We start from the raw sequence: 22,894 nt of genomic DNA, 5'->3' as shown, positions 1-22,894 counted from the left end.
TATGATAGGAAATTGGGATTTTTAGGATGTTGTTGAATGATGGGTTTTCAATGATTATCAACTATCTATAAATTACCATCCTGTTCATCCTTAAATCCTGGTTATCTCTACACAAAAGACTATTAGGAGTTTTATTCAAATCTTGATGTTTTGCTTTATAAGTAACACCAAAACCCTCAACACCAATTTCTGCTTCTATGACATATTGGGGAAGTTGTTGTAAAGGCTTTCCTGGTTGTAATATAGAAAGATGTATGCTTAAATATATCCGTAATTGTAATATATCTAACTAATTAAAAATCCCAGTCCCTTCCCAACTAAAAACCACCGTCTTCAAACAATCGAACGCAGATAAACGCAGATAAACACAGATAAGGATTTAAACATCTTCTCTCTGTGTCTGGAGTAATTCTTTAATAAAAACTCAGATTCATTAACATGATAAAAATACTTCATCTTTCAGATATCCATATAGGAAGCGGTTTCTCCCACGGACGTATCAATCCGGTGACGGGTTTGAATACGCGATTGGAAGATTTTGTTAATACTTTATCTTTGTGTATTGACCGAGCTTTAACAGATAATGTGGATATGGTGATATTTGGTGGTGATGCTTTTCCTGATTCTACACCACCACCTTATGTGCAAGAGGCTTTTGCTAGTCAATTTCGCCGTTTGGTAGATGCTGATATTCCTACAGTTTTGTTAGTTGGTAATCATGACTTACATTCTCAAGGTGTGGGAGGTGCAAGTTTAAATATTTACCGGACTTTGGGTGTACCGGGGTTTGTGGTCGGTGATAAGTTGACAACTCACCACATCCAAACCCGTAGCGGCATGGTGCAAGTAATTACACTACCTTGGTTGACTCGTTCTGCGTTGATGACTCGCAAGGAAACGGCGGGTTTATCTATGGCTGATGTGAATCAAATGTTGACGGAAAAGTTACAAGTAGTTTTAGAAGGGGAAATCCGCAAACTTGACCCGGATGTACCTACGGTGCTGTTGGCGCATTTGATGGCTGATAATGCAACTTTGGGTGCGGAACGTTTGTTGGCGGTGGGGAAGGGTTTTACTCTACCTCTATCTTTGCTGACACGCCCTTGTTTTGATTATGTGGCTTTGGGTCATGTGCATCGACACCAGAATTTAAATAAATCGAATGACCCGCCGGTGATTTATCCGGGTAGTATTGAACGGGTGGATTTTAGTGAAGAGAAGGAAGATAAGGGTTATGTGATGGTGGAATTGGAAAGGGGAAGTGTAGAGTGGGAATTTTGCTCCTTACCTGTTCGGACTTTTCGTACAATTGAGGTAGATTTATCTAAGAGTGATGATCCTCAAGCAGTATTATTTAAGGCGATCGCCAAACATGATTTGCAAGATACCGTAGTTAGACTGATTTACAAACTGCGATCGGAACAGTTAAGTTTAATTGATAATTCCTCTATTCATAGTGCTTTAAGTGGAGCGCATACATATACTATTCAACCAGAATTAGTTAGTCAGTTGGCTAAACCCCGCATTCCAGAATTAAGCGCCAGCAGCAGTATTGACCCGATGGAAGCGTTAAAAACCTATTTAAATAATCGGGAAGACTTAAAAGACCTTGCCACATCTATGTTAGAAGCAGCACAAAGTTTATTAGATGATGATGAGGAAATTTGGTCAATATAGCAAGCCAGAGCTAAAAATTAATAAAGTACAGTATAAAAACTTATCCAGGTTATTTACTAAGAGGATATTTGCACAATCCATACCAATCTTACAGCAGTTTGCGAGCTAAATCACTCTTCTCAATGTCCACACACAAATGTTAATCAGTTCCCTCACACTTACCCAATCAGAATTGCAGTCTGCCATTGTTGGTGATCCCCTAATGGTGAAACCAGAGACAATGGTGATTGATGCGATTACCCAGATGAGTGGTGTACGGGTAATTTGTAATACGGCTAAAACAATAGATGGACTACTGGATGATTTCCATCTAGATATAAGATCAAGCTGTGTGCTGGTGGTTGAAGATGGAAAATTGCTAGGTATTTTCACAGAAACCGATGTAGTGCGTCTGATTTCCGAGCCGCGTTCCTTGGCGAATTTGGCGATTCAAGATGTGATGACCTATCCAGTTATCACCCTGTACGAGTCAGCTTTTAGCGATTTATTTTCTGCAATTAATCTCCTTGATCAGCATCACATTCGCCATATACCCATTCTGAATGAGCAAGATTGTGTAATTGGGTTGGTGACTGATGAAAGTCTACGGCAAGCCTCTCGTTCTATAGACCTGTTGCGGTTGCGGGTGGTATCTGAGGTGATGACAAATCAAGTAATTTGTGCAGCACCAGATAGTTCTATGCAGGTGATAGCCAAACTGATGTCAAGCAATCACATTGGTTATGTGATGATTGTACAGAGCCATGGTAGCGAAGCTGAACCACTGCAAATTCCTGTGGGAATTATCACCCAGCGAGATATTATCCAGTTTCAGGCGTTGGGTTTGAATTTAGAAACCTGTGCAGCAGAAGCGGTAATGAGTAAGCCGATTTTCTCTGTTAAACCTGATGATTCTCTGTTGGTGGTGCAGCAGATGATGAAACAACGGTTGATAGGTCGGTTGGCGGTGACGAATGAGCAAGGTAATTTATTGGGAATAGTCACCCAAACGAGTCTACTACAGGCACTCAATCCATTAGAACTCTACAAATTGGTAGAGGTACTCGAAAAGAAAGTATTGCAGTTAGAAGCAAAGAAAACGATTCTCCTGGAAACTCGCACTGTTGAATTAGAACAAGAAGTAGAAGCGCGAAAAATTGCCCTTCAGACTAAAGGAGAGCAAGAAAAATTAGTAGCAGTAATTTCTACCCAAATTCGCTCATCCTTGAGTTTGCAAACGATTTTAGACACGACAGTGAAAGAGATACACCGATTGTTTAATTGCGATCGCGTTACTATTTGGCAATTAGAAGCCAATGGGACAGTAATGACTGTGGCTGAGTCCACAAACTCCGATCTGTCTCTGCTAGGAAAACAAATTCAAGACCAATGTTTTCAGCAACAGCTAGTTGAGATGTATAGTCAAGGAAAAATTCGCGTTGTGTCAGATATCTACACAACTGAAATGTCAGACTGTCACCGCGATATGTTAATTCGCCTCCAGATCCGTGCCAAGATTTTGATGCCGCTTATGTGTGGTGATGAACTGTGGGGCTTTATGAACGTCGCTGAAGGCCAGCACCCTCGTCAATGGCAAGAGTCAGAAATTGAACTATTGCAACTATTAACAATACAACTGGCGATCGCCCTTCAGCAAGCTACCACCCACCAAAAATTACAGGAAGAACTAAGAGAACGCCAACGGGCTGAATCAACACTGCAAAAATTGGTAACAGGTACTGCCACAGTCACAGGAGATGACTTTTTTCCAGCATTGGTGCGACATATTGCCGAAGCCTTGGATGTCAGCTATGCGATCGTTACCGAACTAGTGGGTAATAAACTTTATACCCTGGGTTTCTGGGCTCATGGATCTTTGCAACCATCAGTTTCCTACTATGCGGCTCATACTCCTTGCGAATATGCCCTCAGAGATGGGCAATTTTCCTGCAAAAGCGGAGTACAAGAAGTCTTTGCTAATGATTTTGATTTGGTGACGATGCAGGCAGATAGTTATTTGGGCATTGCCTTAAAAGACGATCTAGGTAAAGCAATTGGCAACCTTTGCATTCTAGATGTACAGCCTTTACATAATTCTCAACTCAACGAAGCCAGGGATATCCTCCAAGTATTTGCAGCACGAGCAGCAGCAGAATTACAACGCAAAGTAGCCAAAGATGCCTTAATTCGTTTGAATCAGGACTTGGAACTGAGGGTAGAACAGCGGACAATCAAACTACAAACCAGAGAAGCGCAACTGCGCGATTTATTTGATAATGCCACCGATTTGATTCAAAGTATTTCCCTCAATGGTCGAATTTTATTTGTTAATAAGTCATGGAAAGAAACCTTGGGATACGATGATACCGACTTAGAGCAGTTGTCCATTTTTCAAGTTATCCATCCCGATGAACTTGTACACTGCCAAACATTAATGGCAAGTTTATTTGCTGGTAATCCATCTGTGGGCATGGAAACCAGATTTTTGACCAAAGATGGCCGCGAAATTATCGTTGAAGGCAATGTCAATTGTCAGTTTGCAAATGGAAAACCGATGGCAACACGGGGTGTTTTTCGGGATATTACCCAGCGTAAACAAGCTGAACTTGCCCTACAAGAAGCACAACAATTTCTCTACACTGTACTTGATACATTTCCCCTATTTATATTTTGGAAAAATCGAGAATCAGTTTATTTAGGCTGTAACCAAAGCTTTGCCATTCAAGGGGGTTTTAATTCCCCTGCTGAAGTTATCGGTAAGACAGACTATGATTTTCCTTGGGGAAGTAGCGAAGCCGATCTCTACCGATCCGATGATCGTCAGGTTATGGACTCCGGCATAGCTAAACTCGGCATTATTGAAACTCAGCATCAGGCTAATGGAACAACAATCTGGTTAGAAACCAGTAAATTACCCTTACGTAATCTGAAGGGGGAAGTAATTGGGATTTTGGGAACTTATCAAGACATTACCGAACGTAAACAAGCTGAAATTGCCCTCCAAAATAGTGAAATTCGCTTCCGTCGGATATTTGATTCCAGTGTAGTTGGCATGATCTTTGCCGATTTTCAGGGATGCATTATTGATACCAATGATCGCTTCCTAGAGATGGTTGGTTATACCAGGGATGATCTAGATGCTGGGGTAATTGATTGGCTAAATATGACCCCACCAGAATATATCTCTGCTGATTTGGCTGCTATGGAACATCTCATGCAACATGGTGCAATTGATCCCTGGGAAAAGGAATACTACCGCAAGGATGGCAGCCGGATTCCTGTGCTGATTGGAGCGGCAATTCTCGCCAACTCAGAGGAGCAAACCATTTGCGTAATAGTTGATATTAGTGAACAGAAAGCTGCACTTCAGGAACGGCAACAAGCCGAGATTCAACTGCAACAGCAGACAAGAAATCAACAGTTATTGTTGGATATTACCCAAAAAATTCGCCAATCCCTAGATATAGAAGTAATTCTCAATACGGCTGTTAATGATTCAAGGGAACTATTAGCAGTAGATCGGGTGGCAATTTACCGCTTCCAACCCGATTGGAGTGGTGAATTTATCAATGAGGCTGTAATTGATCCTTGGGTAAAACTTGTTGGATCTGATGTTAACCAGATTTGGGAAGATACCTATCTCCAAGAAACTCAAGGCGGCCGCTTCCAAAATCATGAAACCATGATAGTTACTGATATTTATCAAGCTGGGTTACAGCCTTGTCATATTGAACTTTTGCAGCAGTTTCAAGCCAGATCCTATACCATTACACCCATTTTTGTGGGTGGATCACTTTGGGGTTTGTTAGGAATGTACCACAATGATCAGCCTTATGACTGGACAAAATGGGAAATAGAATTATTGGAACAAATTTCTATACAATTAGGCATTGCTATTTATCAAGCTAATTTATATAAACAAGCTGAATTAGAATTAATCACCCGCAAAAAAGCCGAAGCTATAATTATCAATCAGTTACAAAAACAGCAAACTATAGGAAAAATTGTCCAAAAAGTTCGAGAATCGCTTAATATTGCTGAAATTCTGGCAACAGTAACTGGGGAAATTAGAGAGTTGTTTAACTGCGATCGCGTGATCGTTTTCCGGCTGTTTGCTGACAACAGAAGTGAAATTGTGGAAGAAGCCGTATCTAGTGAGTTTCCTTCCCTGAAAAACTGTCAGTGGCATGATGAAGTTTGGTCTCAGGAAATTCTCGATTGCTATTGGCAAGGTAAACCCCGCATTGTCCCTGATGTCATGAATGATATCTGGACAGACTGCCTGACGGAATATTGCATCACAGGGCAAATCCAGTCCAAAATCGTCGCCCCAATTTTGCAAGAGATGCGAGATGGGGAAAATGATCGCTGGGTTGCTCCCTGGCAAACTAACAGACTCTGGGGGATTTTAGTCGTTCATAGTTGCTCAGAAAAACGAGTCTGGAAAGACTCTGAAGCCCTACTCCTCCAACAAATTGCCAACCAATTAGCGATCGCTATTCAGCAAGCAAATCTTTTTGAGCAATTACAGCAAGAACTCACAGAAAGGCAGCAAACAGAAATAAAGCTAACTCACAGTAATCAACAACTGGCTATTTCCAACCAAGAACTCGTCCGCGCTACCCGCCTCAAAGATGAATTCCTCGCCAACATGAGTCACGAACTCCGCACCCCCTTAAACGCCATTTTAGGCATGACTGAAGTGCTGCAAGAGAAAGTTTTTGGTAGCATCAACGAACGCCAACTTAAAGCCTTAAAAACTATTGAAAACAGTGGTAATCACCTGCTGGAATTGATCAATGACATCCTGGATTTAGCCAAGATTGAAGCCGGACAAATTGAACTCGACTATACTTCAATTTCTGTATCTCATCTGTGCCAATCCAGTTTGTCATTCATCAAACAGCAAGCACTGAAAAAACGCATCCAGCTAAATATTACACTGCCACAAAACCTACCTGACCTGCTTGTAGATGAACGACGGATTCGTCAGGTACTAATTAACTTGCTTAACAATGGGGTCAAATTCACTCCACAGGGAGGACGTATTACCTTAGAAGTTACCCAAGTTCCCCCCAATATGGACATCGCTGATTTCCCCACGCAGCACTTCCTGCGAATTGCCGTGATTGATACCGGTATTGGCATCTCTCCAGAGAATATCAATAAACTATTTCATCCCTTTATCCAAATTGATAGTGCTTTAAATCGTCAGTATGCGGGTACAGGCTTGGGATTAGCATTAGTGAAACAAATTGTTGAACTCCATGGCGGACAGGTGGGAGTAACCAGTGAACTGGGTGTGGGTAGTTGCTTTATGGTTGATTTACCCTGTAGCCCTTTGTTATCTGAAATCCCCGTAGATGATCAATCAAACTCTGCTCTAGCGTTGGATTCCCCATCTATTCAAGAAGTAGCAAGCCCAGCCCCCTTGATTTTGTTAGCAGAAGATAACGAAGCCAATATTAGTACCTTTTTTAGCTACCTGGAAGCTAAGGGCTATCAAATTATCTTGGCAATGGATGGTCAAGAAGCCGTCAACCTGGCTAAAACTCACCAACCTGATTTGATTTTAATGGATATCCAAATGCCAAAAATGGATGGCATAGAGGCTATAAAGCAAATTCGCCTTGATGCTAAATTGATGAATATACCGATTATCGCACTGACTGCTCTAGCAATGACAGGCGATCGCGAAGTATGCTTAGAAGCAGGAGCAAATGATTATTTAACTAAACCAGTTATGCTTAAGCAATTGGTTGCTACCATTCAACAGCTTTTAACCAAAAGTCAGGAGTTGAAAGGCAGGAGGCAGGAGGCCGATTAGAGGGGGACTTAAACCTAAATTGGCGAGTCAAAAAGGCTTTCTTCTTAATTCAAAATTTTCCCTTCTGCCTCCTGCCCTCTGCCTTCTGCCACGCCCGAAGGGCATTAAACTTGAGAGGTCAATATATTATTCCATAGCTCTGGTTTTGATTTAATGTTTAACTTAAGTAGAAAAACATTTGTCAGGTGGACTCTCTATGTCCTTATACCCTCAGATTAAGAAATTTTTTCTTGGTAAATCCTTACCAACTAGCGCCCATAGTGAAGAGCGATTGAGTAATGCTGCTGCTTTAGCGGTTCTTTCTTCTGATGCTCTTTCCTCCGTTGCGTATGCGACTGAGGAGATTTTGCTGGTTTTAGTAGCAGCAGGAAGCGGTGCGCTTGGTTTGTCTCTACCTATCGCTATAGCAATTATTTTCCTACTGGGAATAGTTGTGCTGTCCTATCGTCAAACCATTCGCGCTTATCCTCAAGGTGGTGGTTCTTACATTGTCGCTAGAGAAAATCTGGGTCTGTATCCAGGTTTGGTGGCTGGTGGTTCGTTGATGATTGACTATATTTTGACTGTAACTGTCAGTATATCTGCTGGTACAGCCGCTTTGACATCAGCGATGCCTGTACTGCAATCTCATACAGTTCTTCTGTGTTTGATTTTCATCTTTTTGTTAATGCTGGCAAATCTCAGGGGTGTGAAGGAATCAGGTCAAATCTTCATGATTCCTACTTTTGCCTTTATTGGTAGTATTTTCTTGTTGATTGGTATTGGTTTGTTTAAATATAGCACTGGGCAAGTTATTACAGAATACCCCTCTCTTCCTGTTACTCAAGGATTGAGTTTGTTTTTCATTTTACGAGCCTTTTCTGCTGGATGTACAGCACTGACGGGAGTAGAAGCAATATCTGATGGGGTGTTAGCTTTTAAACCTCCAGAATGGAAAAATGCTCGCCTAACTTTGTTATATTTAGGGGTAATTTTGGGACTGATGTTTGTAGGTATCAGTTACTTGGCAAACATTTATCATATTGTTCCTGAAGAGGGACAAACGGTGGTTTCTCTGTTAGGTAGAGTAATTTTAGGGACTGGGCCATTTTACTATTTTGTGCAAATAGTGACTTTGTTGGTTTTGCTGTTAGCTGCTAATACCAGCTATGCAGATTTTCCTAGACTTTGTTACTTTTTGGCACGAGATGGATTTTTACCTCGCCAGTTGTCTCTCTTGGGCGATCGCTTGGTTTACTCTAATGGTATTGTTCTCCTCAGTGTCTGTGCGGGGATTTTAGTAATTATCTTTAAAGGACAAGTTAACGCAGTTATTCCTCTCTATGCAGTTGGTGTATTTACTTCCTTTACCCTTTCCCAAGCAGGAATGGTACGCCACTGGTTTAATGAACAGACTGGAAGTTGGCGTGCAGGTGCGCTGATGAATGGTTTGGGGGCGATCGCCACTTTTGTGGTGCTGATAGTAATTATTTCTACTAAATTTTTATTAGGCGCTTGGTTAGTGGTAGTAGCAATTCCCTTGGTAGTAAGTCTTTTTGCCGCCATTCATCGTCACTATCAATATGTAGCCCAACGTCTCAGTATTCAGGGGATAACACCACGAAGTTACATCCCTAGACAAAAACCTGAAGTTATCACTCATCCTGCTGTCGTTGTAGTCGGACAACTGAATAGAGGAACAGTAGAAGCTTTAGAATATGCTCGCACAATTGCTGATGAAATTGTAGCTGTTCACGTAGATATGGGTACAACAGACCGAGAGAAACTGCAAGAAAAATGGCGACATCTCGAATCCGATATTCCTTTGGAAATTATTGACTCTCCTTATCGTTCTGTCATTGAACCAATTGTTAATTTTGTTAGTCAATTTGAAGACCATCATCCAGATGTGTTCACAACTATCATCATTCCTGCTTTTGTTACACGCAATTGGTGGGATGGAATTCTACATAACCAAACAACTCTATTTTTAAAGAATGCTTTACGAGCTAAAAAAAGTCGAGTTATAACTACTGTCAGATATTATTTGTAAAGTAAGTTGTAGGGGGTAATAATTTATAGGACTTAAGTATTGATAAAATCTATCAAATATAGATTATGAATTTTATCTCTTGTAGGGTGCGTCAGACCCGATAATTGAGCATCTAACAGATTGTCTCTATCTGACGCACCGCACTAATATACTATTCCAAAAGCCTGAAACTAGGCAATTTTGTTCATACATATCATCTGAAGTTTGTACAGTGCGTAAGTCTTAATTTATTTAATTAGTTGAGGAGTGTCTTATGTCGAGGTTAATTTCAGCAACATTAATTGCTACTGCCTTATTACTAACACCAACTAACAATTCTCCTGTCACATTAGCTCAAACCTGTGCTTCTCATTGTGGTGTGCGTCCACTTCAGTTTAAACCTGGGCAATATATTCGTTTGCAGATTGTAAACCGTACACCTAGAATATTGAAATTGGAGAAATTCCCAGAAATGCGCCGTATTTCTCTAGAACCAGGAAAGGAATATATTGTAGATCAACAAAACGGTACAGAACCAAATCTGTCTCTTCTGTTTTGGGATGATACAGGTAGGTCTTTACAAGCTAATGTTTCTAAACCTAATCTTGCTACACTGCGTTTAGAACTGCGACCTAGTAATAAATTTCCAGGCGATCGCTCTCTTTATATTCTCAATGATGGTCAGATAAATGTGTTTTAAAACATTTAGACATTAGACACCCTACGTATCTTGTCAGAAATCAAACTGGATTCCTATATAAAACATAAAATTTAGTTAACACTAGCACTAAAGGAAATACAGACATAGTAAATTAATACAGTATTTTTATACACACCAAAATATTGTATGCGATTTATCATAGCGTTTTTGCTCTTTTTTCTGCTTATTGGCCAGCAACCAACCTATGCGGACTATCCCATCACAGGAAATTTCACCTCTAATGGCTGCGAAGCTTACACCAGTAGCAGAACCAAAAGTGAGCCTGTATCACTTCCATCAGGACAGATTTACTCAGCCGTTGGTTTGAATATTAAAGACGGAGATTATGTATCTATTAAAGTCGAAGGGCGAAATAAATGGGTTAATAAAAACTGTGGTCAATTGAGTTTAGCCAGTGCAGACATTACTAATAATGCCACCAACAATAATACTAATACTAGCAATCAACCTGTAACTGCTCCAGGTTGTCCACCTAAAGGCTGTGCTGAAAAATATTTATTAGCACTCTCTTGGCAATCAGCTTTTTGTGAAACCCATCCAACCAAAAAAGAATGTCTTGCTCAAACTGAAAATAGCTATGATGCCAATAATTTTACCTTACACGGTTTATGGCCTGATAAACTTTCCTACTGCGGTGTCCCATCTGATGATATCAACAAAGACGAAACAGGAAATTGGAAAGATTTGCCTATATTAGACCTTGATTCAGAGACAAATGGTGAATTAACTAAAATCATGCCCGGTGTAAAATCTAATCTTGAGCGTCATGAATGGACTAAACATGGAACTTGTGATGGCAGAGATGCAGATGATTATTATGATCTAGCCATTGACCTAGTCAAAGAAGTTAATGCTTCAGATGTCAGAGACTTATTTGCTCAAAACATTGGTGAAACAATTACCTTATTTGAAACTAAAAAAGCATTTGAAAGAACCTTTGGTACTGGAACTGCTACCAGTCTTAACCTCAAATGTAGCAACAACCTTGCCACTGAAATCCGCATTAAAATCAAGCGTCCTCTTCCTGGACAAAAATTAGCAGATTTGTTAATTCCCAGTGGTGGAATTTCTTGTGATCAGGTCGTAGTTGATGCTGTTGGTGTAGGTCGTGTGAGCGAATTATAGAACAACATTGCCAAACTAATTAGGTGGGACTTACCCACCTTTCCAATTACTCAATTATGACTGCTACGCAAGTCCTACTGGTTTTAGGTTCAAGTTCTCTTGTGTTTAATAATTTAAAATAGTTCTTCCTTATCAATTCCATGATAACACATTTTTGACCCGTGTCAATAGTTTTAAACCATAATTCCTTGATGATAAAAGCCACTACATTTATTAAGTAGGGAGTAACAATTATTTATAAGATGAACTCTTGGATTCAACATTCTCTAAACCCTTGATTAATAAAAGTTTTAGATGCCTTATCTATCTTACATTTAATTCCATCCGTATACTTACATGGACTCAGTCAAAAATCGGATGACTCTTCAAATCTGAGAAAATTGAGGTGAAGTTTAACAAGAAAGGATTAAATTTAATACATTTAATTCTTGAGAGTTTAAAAGGTACTTTTCTGTAAACAGTTTATTTCTAATTTCCCCTAAACTATAACTTCTAAACACAACAAAGGGAAATTCTCGATAATTATGACCTATGGGTAAAACGTTACCAACAGGGTATAATGAACGAATGTAGGTAGATAGAATATCTTTAAAACGCTGGTCTTCAGGTTCTTCTACTTTACTCTCAAAATATTTTTTCATTACTTCACCGCTAATAAATGCCAATAATGGTAAAGCGTAATATTGATCATGATGTTGACTTTTTTGAATAAAATTCTGAGTTTTTGGTGCTGAATTTCTTAATTTTTCTACTAATTCTATCGCATTTTTAACTGCGTAAGTGAGACTTTCAGGATAAGTTTTATTTCTACTAATGCTTTTTAAGTCATTCCATAATTCTGGTTTGACGTATTTTTCAATGTCTAATAATCGTATTTGATAAGATTCTTGGATATTCTGACTCGGTACAATTAATAAACCACCACTAATATAACCTAACTCCAGCGGTTTAAAATCAAGTAATTGATCAAAAGTTTTAGAAGCTGTTAAAAATTGGCTATTGAAGTTTTGTCGAATAGCTAAATAACTTTCTTCTGTAGTTTTCTCTACTCGAAAATCACCTGCACCCATTAGTAATTCTAAATTGGTATAAGCTTGTTTTAATAAAGTGTGATTCTTGTGGATATTATATTCTTTTTTCAGTTGCTTGATGAGATTTTCGATTTGACTAGAAAAACTTTCTCCAGCAGCTAAAACCGATTTTCCCCCAATAGGTATAAGTAAATAATTTTTTCTCCCAATTTGACCATAACCTTGAATTCTTGTCATGATAGAAGCTTTGAGAATTAAGAGTAGATTTAATAAACTCAAAATGCTTTCTTGTACGGAAAGTTGGGGATTATCTTGATAATAAATTGAACGTTCAGCTAAATAAAAAGTTAGATATTTATCTTGATAATCTATGATATCATTTCCCCTACCTCGGTAAATTACTTGAATAATTTCCATGAGGTTTTTTTCAATTTCAAATTTAGGAATTTCTACCAAAATATGTTTGGCTTTGGGAAAAGATAAACCGCGACTTCCTGACGCAGTCATGAAAACGACTTTGACATTTTCTTGATATTTTTTAATTTCTTGTTTTTCTTGTTCAGAGATATTTGCGTGTATTTCTAAGAAATGTATATTTTTACGGAAATTTTCTTTACCTAGTTTCGATTGAATTTTATCAATTAATTCTGATAGTTTCAGTTTATTTTGGATGTAGACTATAAATTGTTCAACATTGGATTTTTGGATTAAATTTTGAATATCTTGAAAAATAGCATCTTGTAATTTGTTATCTAAATTAGATTTATCCTTTAAATTGTTTCTATCAGTAAACCTGCATGATTCAATGATAATCTGATAATTGATAGTTAAGCTTTTGGCTGGATAAGTGTTAGTATTAATAATGATAGCAGGTAACTTACTAAAAGTGAAAGATTCCACTGATAAAGGTTGGATATTTGATTCGGCTTTACGGAAGTAGACTTTATTCGGTTCGGGAGTAGTATCTTCTAAATGTTGACAAATTACATTTTTATCCACTATGGAAGCATCAGCAACAATTATTTTAGTATTAAACCCATTTTCGGGAGACATTAATTTATATCTGCTGACAATTTTTTGAATCCCATCTAAAAATTCTACTCCTCCTTCATCTCCAGTAATTTCGTCTATCATAATAAATAGATGTTTGATACGACGTGAAATATTTCGCATTTTTTCTGGAAAAACTTTACTTTCACCTTCTTTATATGCGTCACGAAAGATTTTAGTCAGATGTTTCAACGTATCCCCGTAGTCTGTTTTTTTCAATGACTGAGTAGAAGCAGTAGCAATAATCTGGTTATATTTTTCACAACTAATGAGGTTATATAAAGCTTCGCAAATACTATTTAAAACTCCTTTAGTTTTTTGTCCGATATCTTGAAAAGTATCATCAGTAATATGTTGAAGCCTATCTTTTCGTTGTGTCTTTCTTTCCACATTGTCACTTTTAAGAAATTTCACACCTCCTAAATTAAAATCATTTTGATGTGTATTTGATGTATACTCTACTGAGAAGTTACCATGATTGTCTTGAATCAAATTACTGTGAGTATTGATAGCGAAAATTCTGTCATCAACTAACTTTCCAGTTTCCCGAACTTTGAATTTTTCAATGATATCAAGATTGACTTGTTTGCGAGGACTGACATAAAATAGAAGGAAACCATCATCTTTATATTCTGTAAGAAAATCAACTATAGCGGTAGTTTTTCCAATTCCAGGGTTTCCTGTTAAGAAGATATAGGTATTCTCGGAGAGGAGATTTTTTTTAATTAGTTGGTTATGTGCTTGTCGAAAGTTGAGATTTCTGGTTAAACCTAAACTAGAAATTAACTCTGATGGTACTGTTGCGACAGAGTTAAAAAATCCGGTGATTTTTTCTGTGTGAACTGGTACTATATTGATAGTATCTGGAGTAATATCTAGAAGTGAGTTAACAAGTTCTCTTCCTCTGTCAAAACTGCTGGAAGCATTACGTTTGATTTGATTTAAAACTCGATAACGTGCGTCAGTAATTTGTTCTTTGTTATCATGGTGTTTATAAATTTGATAACAAGTTTGAAAAATATCAAGATTTTGTGCTTGAATAGAGATAGTATTAAAAGAGCGATCGCTATATCCAACTGCATTACATACCAACTGTGATATATCTGGGATAACCGCAGTTTGTTTGAGAAACTGACAAAAACTATAAATATAACCACCAGCTTGAATTAATTTCGCGCTTTCCTTATCCTGAGATTTAAAAGCTGTAAAATATTCCTTTAAACTTGGGGAAAAATCTAAACCTAAAGATTCGGTATCAATACGCAAGCTGGAGAACACGCTTTTAGAACGAATATAGTTGATATCGCGCAGCAACAAACGTCGAATAATTTCTACGTAATCAATATTTGCGATATCTTCATCAGTATGAATTGAAAAAACCGACAAATCAAGACATATAACCCGGTAGTTATTTCTATATTTCAACAAAATTAAACTATCAGCGTTGAGAAAATCACCTTTATTTTTATATGTATCAATATCCTGAGAAGTTGGTTCTAATTTTGGAAACTGGGAAAGAACTTGTTTAAACCATTGTTTATCATTAACTTCATGAGTACCAATACTGTTATCTCCATTAAATCGACATTGATAATATACAATTTCTAGATGTCGAAATTTTTGCTTTTCATCACATCCAATAGACTTGAGATATTCACGAAAGAAGTTTAAACCACATAAAAATCCCTTCTGGACAAAGAATTGACACCAAGTTGCAGTTATTTCTCGTTCTAATTTACTGACTACCTTATCAACTATGCGTTTTTTGATTTGAGAAAATTCGAGATTTACTAGTTCATAACGGTATAAATTACCAAAACTATTTTTAATATTATTTTGGTGAAAATAAGATAAGATTCCAATATTGAAACCTATCTCAAATAATCTTCCCAAATCATCTGCGATTTTTGCTGTCATTTTATTTTCCTCCTTAGGTTGGGTAGATACAAGAAAACCTAGTATTATTAAAAATAACCAAGAAAAAACCTTATAAAAAGCCTCTAAAACTCATCTTTAGGGAATTTTTAAGTTAGCTAACAGGAGGTATTGATTTTCACCAAAAAATGCGAAGAAATAAGAATTTAATTTTTTTATTTATCTTTTGCTGCGAGTATTCCTTTGATATGAGTTAAAAATGCGAGAACGTTAAAATCAGCTTTCACTGGATGATGTTGGAATAACGCAGCTTGACTAACTGATTCATCTCCAATTAAATTTTGATAGGGATCTAACTTTAATTGAACATCTCTTGATTTTTCATATCTAGAGAAATGAAAAAGGGTTAAACATTGGAGGATTTCGTTTTTTAGCTGACTTTCATCATCTATTAATCCTTTGATGATATCTTTGTCACCTAAAATTTTATCGTAAATATTTAATAATGTCGCATAAGACATGACTCCGTTATATTTACTGTCGTCAGAAAGTGAAAATCCATTAAATAGGTTGAAGAAAATCACAGATTGTTTATTTTTATCCTCTGCTAAGTCAGTCAATTCCAGAGTATCCTGAATATATAATGATGTTGATTTTATCCCTGCTACTTTGACTGCGTAGTATTTTTCAAAAAACATCGGATAGATTTTGATATCATGTCTTTCTTTTTTTAACGCGCTAATCACGTTTTTGGACATAAAAAACAATTCTTCATCTTTTTCAGTTTGGGTAATATGTAATGTGCTGCTGTAGGGAACTTTTGCTATATAAATAAAGTGTCTATACCCTTTTCCATAAAGTTTGTCTACATTATCAACTACTACCGTAGGATATTCATACATTTCCTCATGATCTTCAAAGTTTTGCGAGAAGGTTTTAAAAAGTTGAAATCTTGCGCTTTGCGCTTCCATCTCTAAGGTAATAATTTCTCCCATTAAGTTAGATTTTTTTGTACTAACTCCTCTTTTAGCATCACTTTCTCGACTGGAAACTACAATCATAGCAAGTTTATCCAGGTTTTCAAATTGAAATTTTTCAGGATTGTGTAATGTAAATTTTTTAGGGAAAACTGAATACAAAGAACTGAGAACATTAGGAATTTTATGTTGTACTTTGTCAAGGTTATTAATAATAATCCCTTGTTCATTACTACGATATTCTTCATTCAATACATGGGATAGTACCTTAGTTAAGGAAACTATAAATTTTTCGATAATCGCAGTGTCATCGGTTTTTTCTTTGAGGTGTATTCTCAACAGGGGAATAAATGGTTTTGTCTGCTTTTCTAAAATTATATGAAGACAAAGATATGTAAGTAAGCTATATGCGATTTTGTAAATAAATTCTTCATTAGGTTTTAGTTTTTCAGTTTCTAAGCGATGAGGAAAAATTAACAGATTACGATCTTTTAAATTTTTTTCATAAAAATTCTTGCATGGTTGACTATCCATTCCTAAAAATACCACAGGTAAAATTTTAACTCCTTCAGGAATATCATATTCCATACTAAAATTTTCTTTATCTTCTGTTTCTAAAAAATTAATTTCGCTAATAGTGATGTTTGCAGAAAGACTGATAAGTACGTTTGTCTGTGTCGTCGGGTTTCCTAAATTGATGTATTTTAAACAGTCTTTAAAGTTTTTTCTTAACGTCTCTTTAAAGAGAGTATCTCTTTTGCTGATTGTGTCGATGTCATCTTCTAGAATACTATATTTTACGGAAATATGTACAGGATATTCCCTAGCTATAAATGGGGTTTCTCTTTTAATTAGGTTTTGTAAAACTTCTTTTAGTGTGTTGATTTTTTGCTGAATTTTAAATTTATCAAAACCTTTTAGCAGATTTCTGAATAGTTTCTTTTTATCTGCTTCATTATCACCTTTTAATATTGGTAAGACATAGCTTTCAAACTTTTTAACAGGATTATATTCTAACTCACTGTGAGGATTGTAATTTTCTGCTTGAGGATCTTGAAGTGATGCAAATATGAAATAATACAAAAATGCAATTTTCAAAACTTTGTTGACAAAATTAAATTTTCTCAAATCATCATCAAGTTCTTTTTTATGATCTTCGTTATCTGGATCTAAAATATCCAGATTTCTTTGAAAAACATTTTTACCTCCATCGGTTTGTACTTTACCATCAAATTTCAACTTTAACCCAAAGGTAAATTCTATTATTTCTCGATTTGGATCTTCAGTTTCTCCTAAATAACCTTCGACAATAGGAATAATGGGTAACATATCATAAGCTTCACTGCGAGAAAACATGGTTTGATAATTAACTGATATTCCCTCATAGTTAACTTGATAATCTCCATCTGCTTTGTTGGTATCGTTAATATAATCCTCTAATAGTTTTAATCTCCTGATTAAATCTTGTAAATATATTTTAGCTTTAAAGTTTTTATCACTAGCATTTTCGTCTAGGTTCTCACACAGAAATTCTAGGTAATTAATTTTTGCTAGTTTCTTCAGCTTTCCTAGTGTCTCTTGGTTAACTAGGTTTTGTAATATGTAAATATCGGATTGGGGATTTTCTTTTAGGTTTTCTAAAATATATTCCAGTTCTTCTTTTTCGCTAGAAGTAGAAAATCTTGTATCTATAAAATTATTAATCCCTGTTAATAAGGCTGCGTAAAAATCACGGGGTTTGTCTACAGAAATTTTGACTTTATGCGCTTTTAGAAGTTTTTTTTGTTTGGTTGCTTTGTGTTTTTTAACGGTTAATTTTTGTTTTTGCAGGTTTGAAGCTATGGGAAAATCATAACTCAAGTCTAATTTAGATGGTTTACTGGAAGTTTTAAATGTTTGTAATTCGGTAAGTAGATTTTTAATAAAGGCTATTCTATCTATTGATTGATTTCCTAGATTATTCTGAATAGCTTCTGTTAAGTTTTGCTGAATATACTCGACAATTTCTTTAATTTTTGCAATAAAAGAATCTTGAGAATTAGGACTAAAATTCAAGGTTGCAGCACGTACTAATCTTTCATTCCCTAAAGGGTTATATGGATTTAATTTAATAACTTCGTTAACTACTTCATTAATGTTAATCCTCACCCTTTTGTGATCAGAAGAAATTGTAAATATTTGCTTTTGCTTTAATACTTGTAGGATTTTATTTAATAAATCAGTATAATCCACATTGGCTAAGTCGGGGTTTATTGCTATTTTGTTCATCTGCGCCCTTTCTTGTGGTTTTTAAAATTACAATTATTCGATAATAATATTTGGCATCTTGGCAAGTCAAGATATAGCAAAGATAAAAATACCCGACCTCTCCAAGAAGTCAGGAATATTTTACACCATAAAATTCATAATATTTGATTATTACAGAGTTACTAAATTCTCCAATATCTGCTGTAAATCATTGGTTAATTCAGCTACTGCTTGTCTGGCACCAACGCGACTGCCTTTATAAGCTGGATATCGTTCAGAAACAGATATCGGTGTACCCACAGTAATCTGCACTTTTTGCTTACCCAGTTGGGGACGTTTTAAAGGATTATTACCTTTAATTTTATTGACCATATCCCATAACAGTAAGGTAGTTTCGGCAAATCTTTCTACTGTTGGTTTTTCACGGATATAACTCCCAGAAACAGCTACAAAACTTTCTACTAACCTCATGTGCCACATCCGAAAATATGCTTCTTCGGCAATGCGATCGCCTAAACTTTTCTCAATTGGTGATAATGATTTAAGATCCTTAAAGTCTTCTCTAAATATATAATTCCAAGCTGCTTGTTCTACTCGTCTACATCTATCATTCCAATTTCCTCTAGATGCTAAATCAAAGTATTGTTCAGCAATGAATAAAGCTACATTCATTACAGCTTGCAACCGATAAGCTAAGGCTTCGTTTCTATCTTTAATTTCTCCGTTAATAATTTTTTCATCAGGCAATTTCTGATGATAAAATTTGGTGTAGAACTGCTCCATTATTGATAATAAATGTTCTGATAAACTCAAAATTCGGGGATAAAGAACTTCAAAGGAAGTTGCATTATGATCTGAGTTAACAGACAAACCACTAGCTGTTTCTAATTCACTTAATAAATTAGCCAACGCAGCCCAAGGTTCATTAATATAACTATATTTTAATCCTATAGGGACAATGAAAACTTCTTCGTTTCTACCTGCTTTTTGCAAATCTTCTGCACACCAAAAACCCATTTGTGAAATACCAGGTTCTAATGGACTGACAATTTCTGATAAACCATTAGTTGCACCTTCGGGTGCAGCGGCCATGGGGAATTTGCCATTAATATACAAATCTCGCGCTGAACGTAATCCCATCCAGTCAGCCTTACCGCGCTGGATAGGAGTTCCACCTAAATTAGCAGCCATCCAACCAATATGTTTACCAGCCCATAAAGGAATACCCCGATCATAAATAAAATGAGCATGAATAGGGTTTTCCAAACTTATTTTCTGCTCATTTGCTGCCTGTGGTACAAGTTGGGAAAACAAATAACCTAGACAAAGGGGATCTGCGGTTTGAGGATGTCGAAACGCTAACATAAAGCGAATCTTACCTTCTTGAAATTGACGATATAGATCCGCTAAAACTTCAACATTATCTGCTTGAATTTGACTGATAGGAGTTTTCCATCTGATCCAGTTGGGTAAGAAAAGATGTACAAATCTTAATAGTAAGGGGTTAAACGCGGGAGGGATAAATTCTAGGGGTGGTTGTGCTTGGTACATTAAATCTGACAAGGTACTTTTCTCCGTAATTGACTATAAGATGGTTGAGATTTAAGGATGAGAATATTTATGAGTTTCTTTTAAGATACCCTAGCGATCGCCAACAAGAGACATCGGGGTAGCAGACTATAGGCGATCGCACAGGACAAAATTGCGGGAAACTGAGAACAGATATGTAAACAAAGGAGAACTGTATGGCCTGGACAAAAATTCTCGCAGAAAATGCACTGGCCTCCGGTGCGCGACAAGTAGTGAAAGTAGGTGACAAAAATATTTTGGTGGTAAACCACGAAAATCAGCTTTATGCCGTGGAGAATAACTGCCCTCACCTTAAATTACCCCTAAAATCTGGAAAAATCCAAGACGGAGCAATAGTTTGTTCTTTCCACCGTAGTGCTTTTGACCTCAATACTGGAGAAGTAAAAACCTGGTGTCCTTGGCCACCTGGAGTTGGTAAACTCCTGTCAATGGTTTCCCAGGAAAAAACCCTACCAGTATTCCCTGTGCGCGTAGAAGACGGCAATATTTTGATTGACGTACCAGAAGCATAAATAGGGCTTGCTAATTTTTTGCACCTTTTCAACAAAGGCATAGTGGGCAATGCCCACCTTCAGTAAATCACAAACTTATCTGTTGAGGCTGGGTGTTAGGATGCAAATAACATTCAGCACTCGACAGTCAACACCAAAACCCCTTGGTGTATAGCTTTTTTACTCATCCTTGGTACATAGAGCAACCTGCAATATGTTCTAAATAAATCTAGAAAATGTTACATAAAATTTACTAAACATTTTCTGTAGTTATTTTTAGACGATAATAAAAGAGAAATAGAAATTAAATTGATTAATTCACTCCAACCCCAAATACTTAATTAACTATTAGTAAATGGAGGTGAAAGAAAATGACCTATAATCTTATCATTCCAAATAGTAACGCCTACCTACTCATTAAAATCGGCGTACTAATTTTAGCAATTTTACTATGGTTTGTAGTCACAGCCACACCAGTGATTTAAGCACCTACCATCATTCCCTATCCTGAGCAGAAACTTTCCTCGACTGAAGCTTATTCTATTATAGGATGGACAAAGTGTTACAAAGTTTGGGGCTATTATGGCTCGCTATACCTGTTCGTTTATCGTTTCTGTACCCATAGACCATCTGCAAGCATTACTGATAGAACTACTACAGGATTGTGGTTTAGATGTTCAATACTACACAGCAGACTACATTATGGCTCGTGAAATTCCGGGTAACGTATCTTTCTCTCAATTAGTGACAGTGGAGGTATTAGTAGATAAATCCAGTGCTACTGAAACGGAAACTCGAATGAGTATTGTGATTAAGAATGAAACACTCCCACTTCAATTAAACAATCACTGCCGACAAGTATTTGATTTTGTGAGGCAAACGATTGAACAGAGCCGACATTGGCATCTAATTGAAAGTATTTCAGGTTAACACTTCTCAGTTTCCAAGACACGGGGATGTAGGGAGGGAATTTTAGATTTTGAAATTATAAAATAAACACATCATGTTGCTTTATAACCGCAACTACACAAACAAAAAGCGTAGCGGTTGCCCCAACATAAATCCACTAACATGGGTTGGGAATCGTTAATTTTTAATAAGTCCACACAGGTGGACTTTGTTTTTGTAGTAGTGAATAATGCTACTCCCTTGCCACTAAGAATATGGATTAAATGTTCGCGTAGCGTGCCGTAGGCATACCGCAAAGACGCGTTCGCGTAGCGTCCCGTAGGGATAGGAAGAAGGAAGAAGGAAGAGGTTTTCAAGGATTTTGCATTTTGTCAAATACTTTTTCAGACATCCTCTAAGATCTATCGTTAAATAAACCCAACAAGGGTCCAAGAATTGCCCCAAAAATAAAACCACCAGCATGAGCCCAATAAGCAATACCACCACCTTCCATGCCGATATTAATAGGTGCTTCTAAACTAGCAATTCCGTAAAAAGCTTGTTGGAGAAACCAAAATCCTAAAAAGAAATATGCGGGTACACGGAAAGTAGGAAAGAAAATACCCAGAGGAAGTACAGTGAGAATTTCAGCTTCGGGAAATCGGAGAATGTATGCGCCCATCACACCTGCTATTGCTCCGCTTGCACCCAAAGAAGGAATATTGGAATATTGGGCAAAATACCATTGGGTTAATGATGCTAAAACACCGCAAGATAAATAGAAAACTAGATATTTAAAATGCCCTAATTTATCTTCTACATTATTACCAAAAACCCAGAGGAACAACATATTACCAGCTAAGTGCAGAAAACCACCATGTAGAAATTGGGCTGTAATTAAAGTTGCCCATTCTGGAATGGGCTGATTTATAGGAATACCTGCAAAGCTTAAAGAAAGTTCTCTGGGAACTACAGCAGCTAGATGTAAAAATCCATTTAATGCTTGAGGAGGAAGACTTGCTTCATAGAAAAAAGCGAGAACATTGATAATAATTAGCCCATAAGTTACATAAGGCGTAATTTCTGTAGGATTGTTGTCTTTAAGGGGAACCACTGGAATTTGCCTAATTTTTAAGAACTATCTTTAAAGTAACGAATTTTTTAAATCCCACATTCCGCGCTTCATGATGTAGTACGCACATGAGTAAAATAAGTAACAGGCAAGCTTTAAATATTAACACATAGTCAATTCAGTAACAAATATAAATAGTAAGTAGATGGGTGCAAATAAGCATAACTATGTGAAAAAAAATTAACGAGGCTAAAACCCTCTTTGCTTATGCCTTCTGCTTTATCCTAACGATAAATATTCCCGCCCATCTACTTAGTATAAAAATTCCTCCTA

At 36.8% G+C, this 22,894-nt stretch carries 11 protein-coding genes; 7 read left to right on the top strand and 4 right to left on the bottom strand.

Going from position 1 to position 22,894, the window contains the following annotated elements; all coding sequences use genetic code 11:
• Positions 1-438: 438 nt before the first annotated feature.
• From sbcD to ACLLO5_RS04855, 5 genes are all read left to right on the top strand, one after another.
• The gene (gene sbcD, locus ACLLO5_RS04875; RefSeq protein WP_413174358.1) at positions 439-1,677 is read left to right on the top strand and encodes an exonuclease subunit SbcD; all 1,239 of its coding nucleotides are present in this window, start codon (positions 439-441) and stop codon (positions 1,675-1,677) included.
• Positions 1,678-1,813: 136 nt separating this feature from the next.
• A complete protein-coding gene (locus ACLLO5_RS04870) occupies positions 1,814-7,483 on the top strand; it encodes a GAF domain-containing protein (RefSeq protein WP_413174357.1) in 5,670 nt (1,889 codons plus the stop codon).
• A gap of 196 nt (positions 7,484-7,679) precedes the next feature.
• Complete coding sequence (locus ACLLO5_RS04865) at positions 7,680-9,515, top strand: APC family permease (protein WP_413174356.1); 1,836 nt, start codon at positions 7,680-7,682, stop codon at positions 9,513-9,515.
• A 253-nt stretch (positions 9,516-9,768) separates the two neighbouring features.
• Positions 9,769-10,194: a hypothetical protein gene (locus ACLLO5_RS04860; RefSeq protein ID WP_413174355.1), complete on the top strand. Its 426-nt coding sequence runs from the start codon at positions 9,769-9,771 to the stop codon at positions 10,192-10,194.
• Positions 10,195-10,341: 147 nt separating this feature from the next.
• Positions 10,342-11,340, top strand: coding sequence for a ribonuclease T2 (locus ACLLO5_RS04855; protein ID WP_413174354.1), 999 nt, complete (start codon positions 10,342-10,344; stop codon positions 11,338-11,340).
• A 392-nt stretch (positions 11,341-11,732) separates the two neighbouring features.
• On the opposite strand, the gene ACLLO5_RS04850 is transcribed toward ACLLO5_RS04855, so the two are convergent.
• The 3 genes from ACLLO5_RS04850 to ACLLO5_RS04840 all read right to left on the bottom strand — a co-directional run bounded on the left by ACLLO5_RS04850 (position 11,733) and on the right by ACLLO5_RS04840 (position 20,083).
• Positions 11,733-15,338 (bottom strand): helicase-related protein, encoded by a 3,606-nt coding sequence (locus ACLLO5_RS04850; protein WP_413174353.1) that lies wholly within the window; start codon positions 15,336-15,338, stop codon positions 11,733-11,735.
• Between the two features lie 173 nt (positions 15,339-15,511).
• Complete coding sequence (locus tag ACLLO5_RS04845) at positions 15,512-18,541, bottom strand: hypothetical protein (protein ID WP_413174352.1); 3,030 nt, start codon at positions 18,539-18,541, stop codon at positions 15,512-15,514.
• Between the two features lie 150 nt (positions 18,542-18,691).
• Positions 18,692-20,083, bottom strand: coding sequence for a 1-acyl-sn-glycerol-3-phosphate acyltransferase (locus ACLLO5_RS04840; RefSeq protein ID WP_413174351.1), 1,392 nt, complete (start codon positions 20,081-20,083; stop codon positions 18,692-18,694).
• A gap of 182 nt (positions 20,084-20,265) precedes the next feature.
• Here ACLLO5_RS04840 and ACLLO5_RS04835 point away from each other — a divergent pair, with 182 nt between their 5' ends.
• On the top strand, positions 20,266-20,622 hold the full coding sequence (locus ACLLO5_RS04835) for a Rieske (2Fe-2S) protein (protein ID WP_413174350.1): 357 nt from the start codon (positions 20,266-20,268) through the stop codon (positions 20,620-20,622).
• Between the two features lie 561 nt (positions 20,623-21,183).
• Positions 21,184-21,531, top strand: a complete 348-nt coding sequence (locus tag ACLLO5_RS04830) for a hypothetical protein (protein WP_347609501.1) — start codon at positions 21,184-21,186, stop codon at positions 21,529-21,531.
• A 373-nt stretch (positions 21,532-21,904) separates the two neighbouring features.
• On the opposite strand, the gene ACLLO5_RS04825 is transcribed toward ACLLO5_RS04830, so the two are convergent.
• Entirely contained in the window at positions 21,905-22,603 is a 699-nt protein-coding gene (locus tag ACLLO5_RS04825; RefSeq protein ID WP_413174349.1) for a rhomboid family intramembrane serine protease, read from the bottom strand.
• Between the last annotated feature and the right edge of the window lie 291 nt (positions 22,604-22,894).

Source organism: Anabaena azotica SJ-1, assembly GCF_047275885.1.
In the GTDB taxonomy this organism is placed as follows: Bacteria; Cyanobacteriota; Cyanobacteriia; order Cyanobacteriales; family Nostocaceae; genus Trichormus_B; species Trichormus_B azotica_A.
Note: the sequence above shows the minus strand (reverse complement) of the source record. Positions and strands in the feature narration are given on the sequence as shown.

Coding starts and splice junctions, on each gene's coding strand:
- sbcD (WP_413174358.1), top strand. CDS start 439: ATGATAAAAATACTTCATCTTTCAGATATCCATATAGGAAGCGGTTTC.
- ACLLO5_RS04870 (WP_413174357.1), top strand. CDS start 1,814: ATGTTAATCAGTTCCCTCACACTTACCCAATCAGAATTGCAGTCTGCC.
- ACLLO5_RS04865 (WP_413174356.1), top strand. CDS start 7,680: ATGTCCTTATACCCTCAGATTAAGAAATTTTTTCTTGGTAAATCCTTA.
- ACLLO5_RS04860 (WP_413174355.1), top strand. CDS start 9,769: ATGTCGAGGTTAATTTCAGCAACATTAATTGCTACTGCCTTATTACTA.
- ACLLO5_RS04855 (WP_413174354.1), top strand. CDS start 10,342: ATGCGATTTATCATAGCGTTTTTGCTCTTTTTTCTGCTTATTGGCCAG.
- ACLLO5_RS04850 (WP_413174353.1), bottom strand. CDS start 15,338: ATGACAGCAAAAATCGCAGATGATTTGGGAAGATTATTTGAGATAGGT.
- ACLLO5_RS04845 (WP_413174352.1), bottom strand. CDS start 18,541: ATGAACAAAATAGCAATAAACCCCGACTTAGCCAATGTGGATTATACT.
- ACLLO5_RS04835 (WP_413174350.1), top strand. CDS start 20,266: ATGGCCTGGACAAAAATTCTCGCAGAAAATGCACTGGCCTCCGGTGCG.
- ACLLO5_RS04830 (WP_347609501.1), top strand. CDS start 21,184: ATGGCTCGCTATACCTGTTCGTTTATCGTTTCTGTACCCATAGACCAT.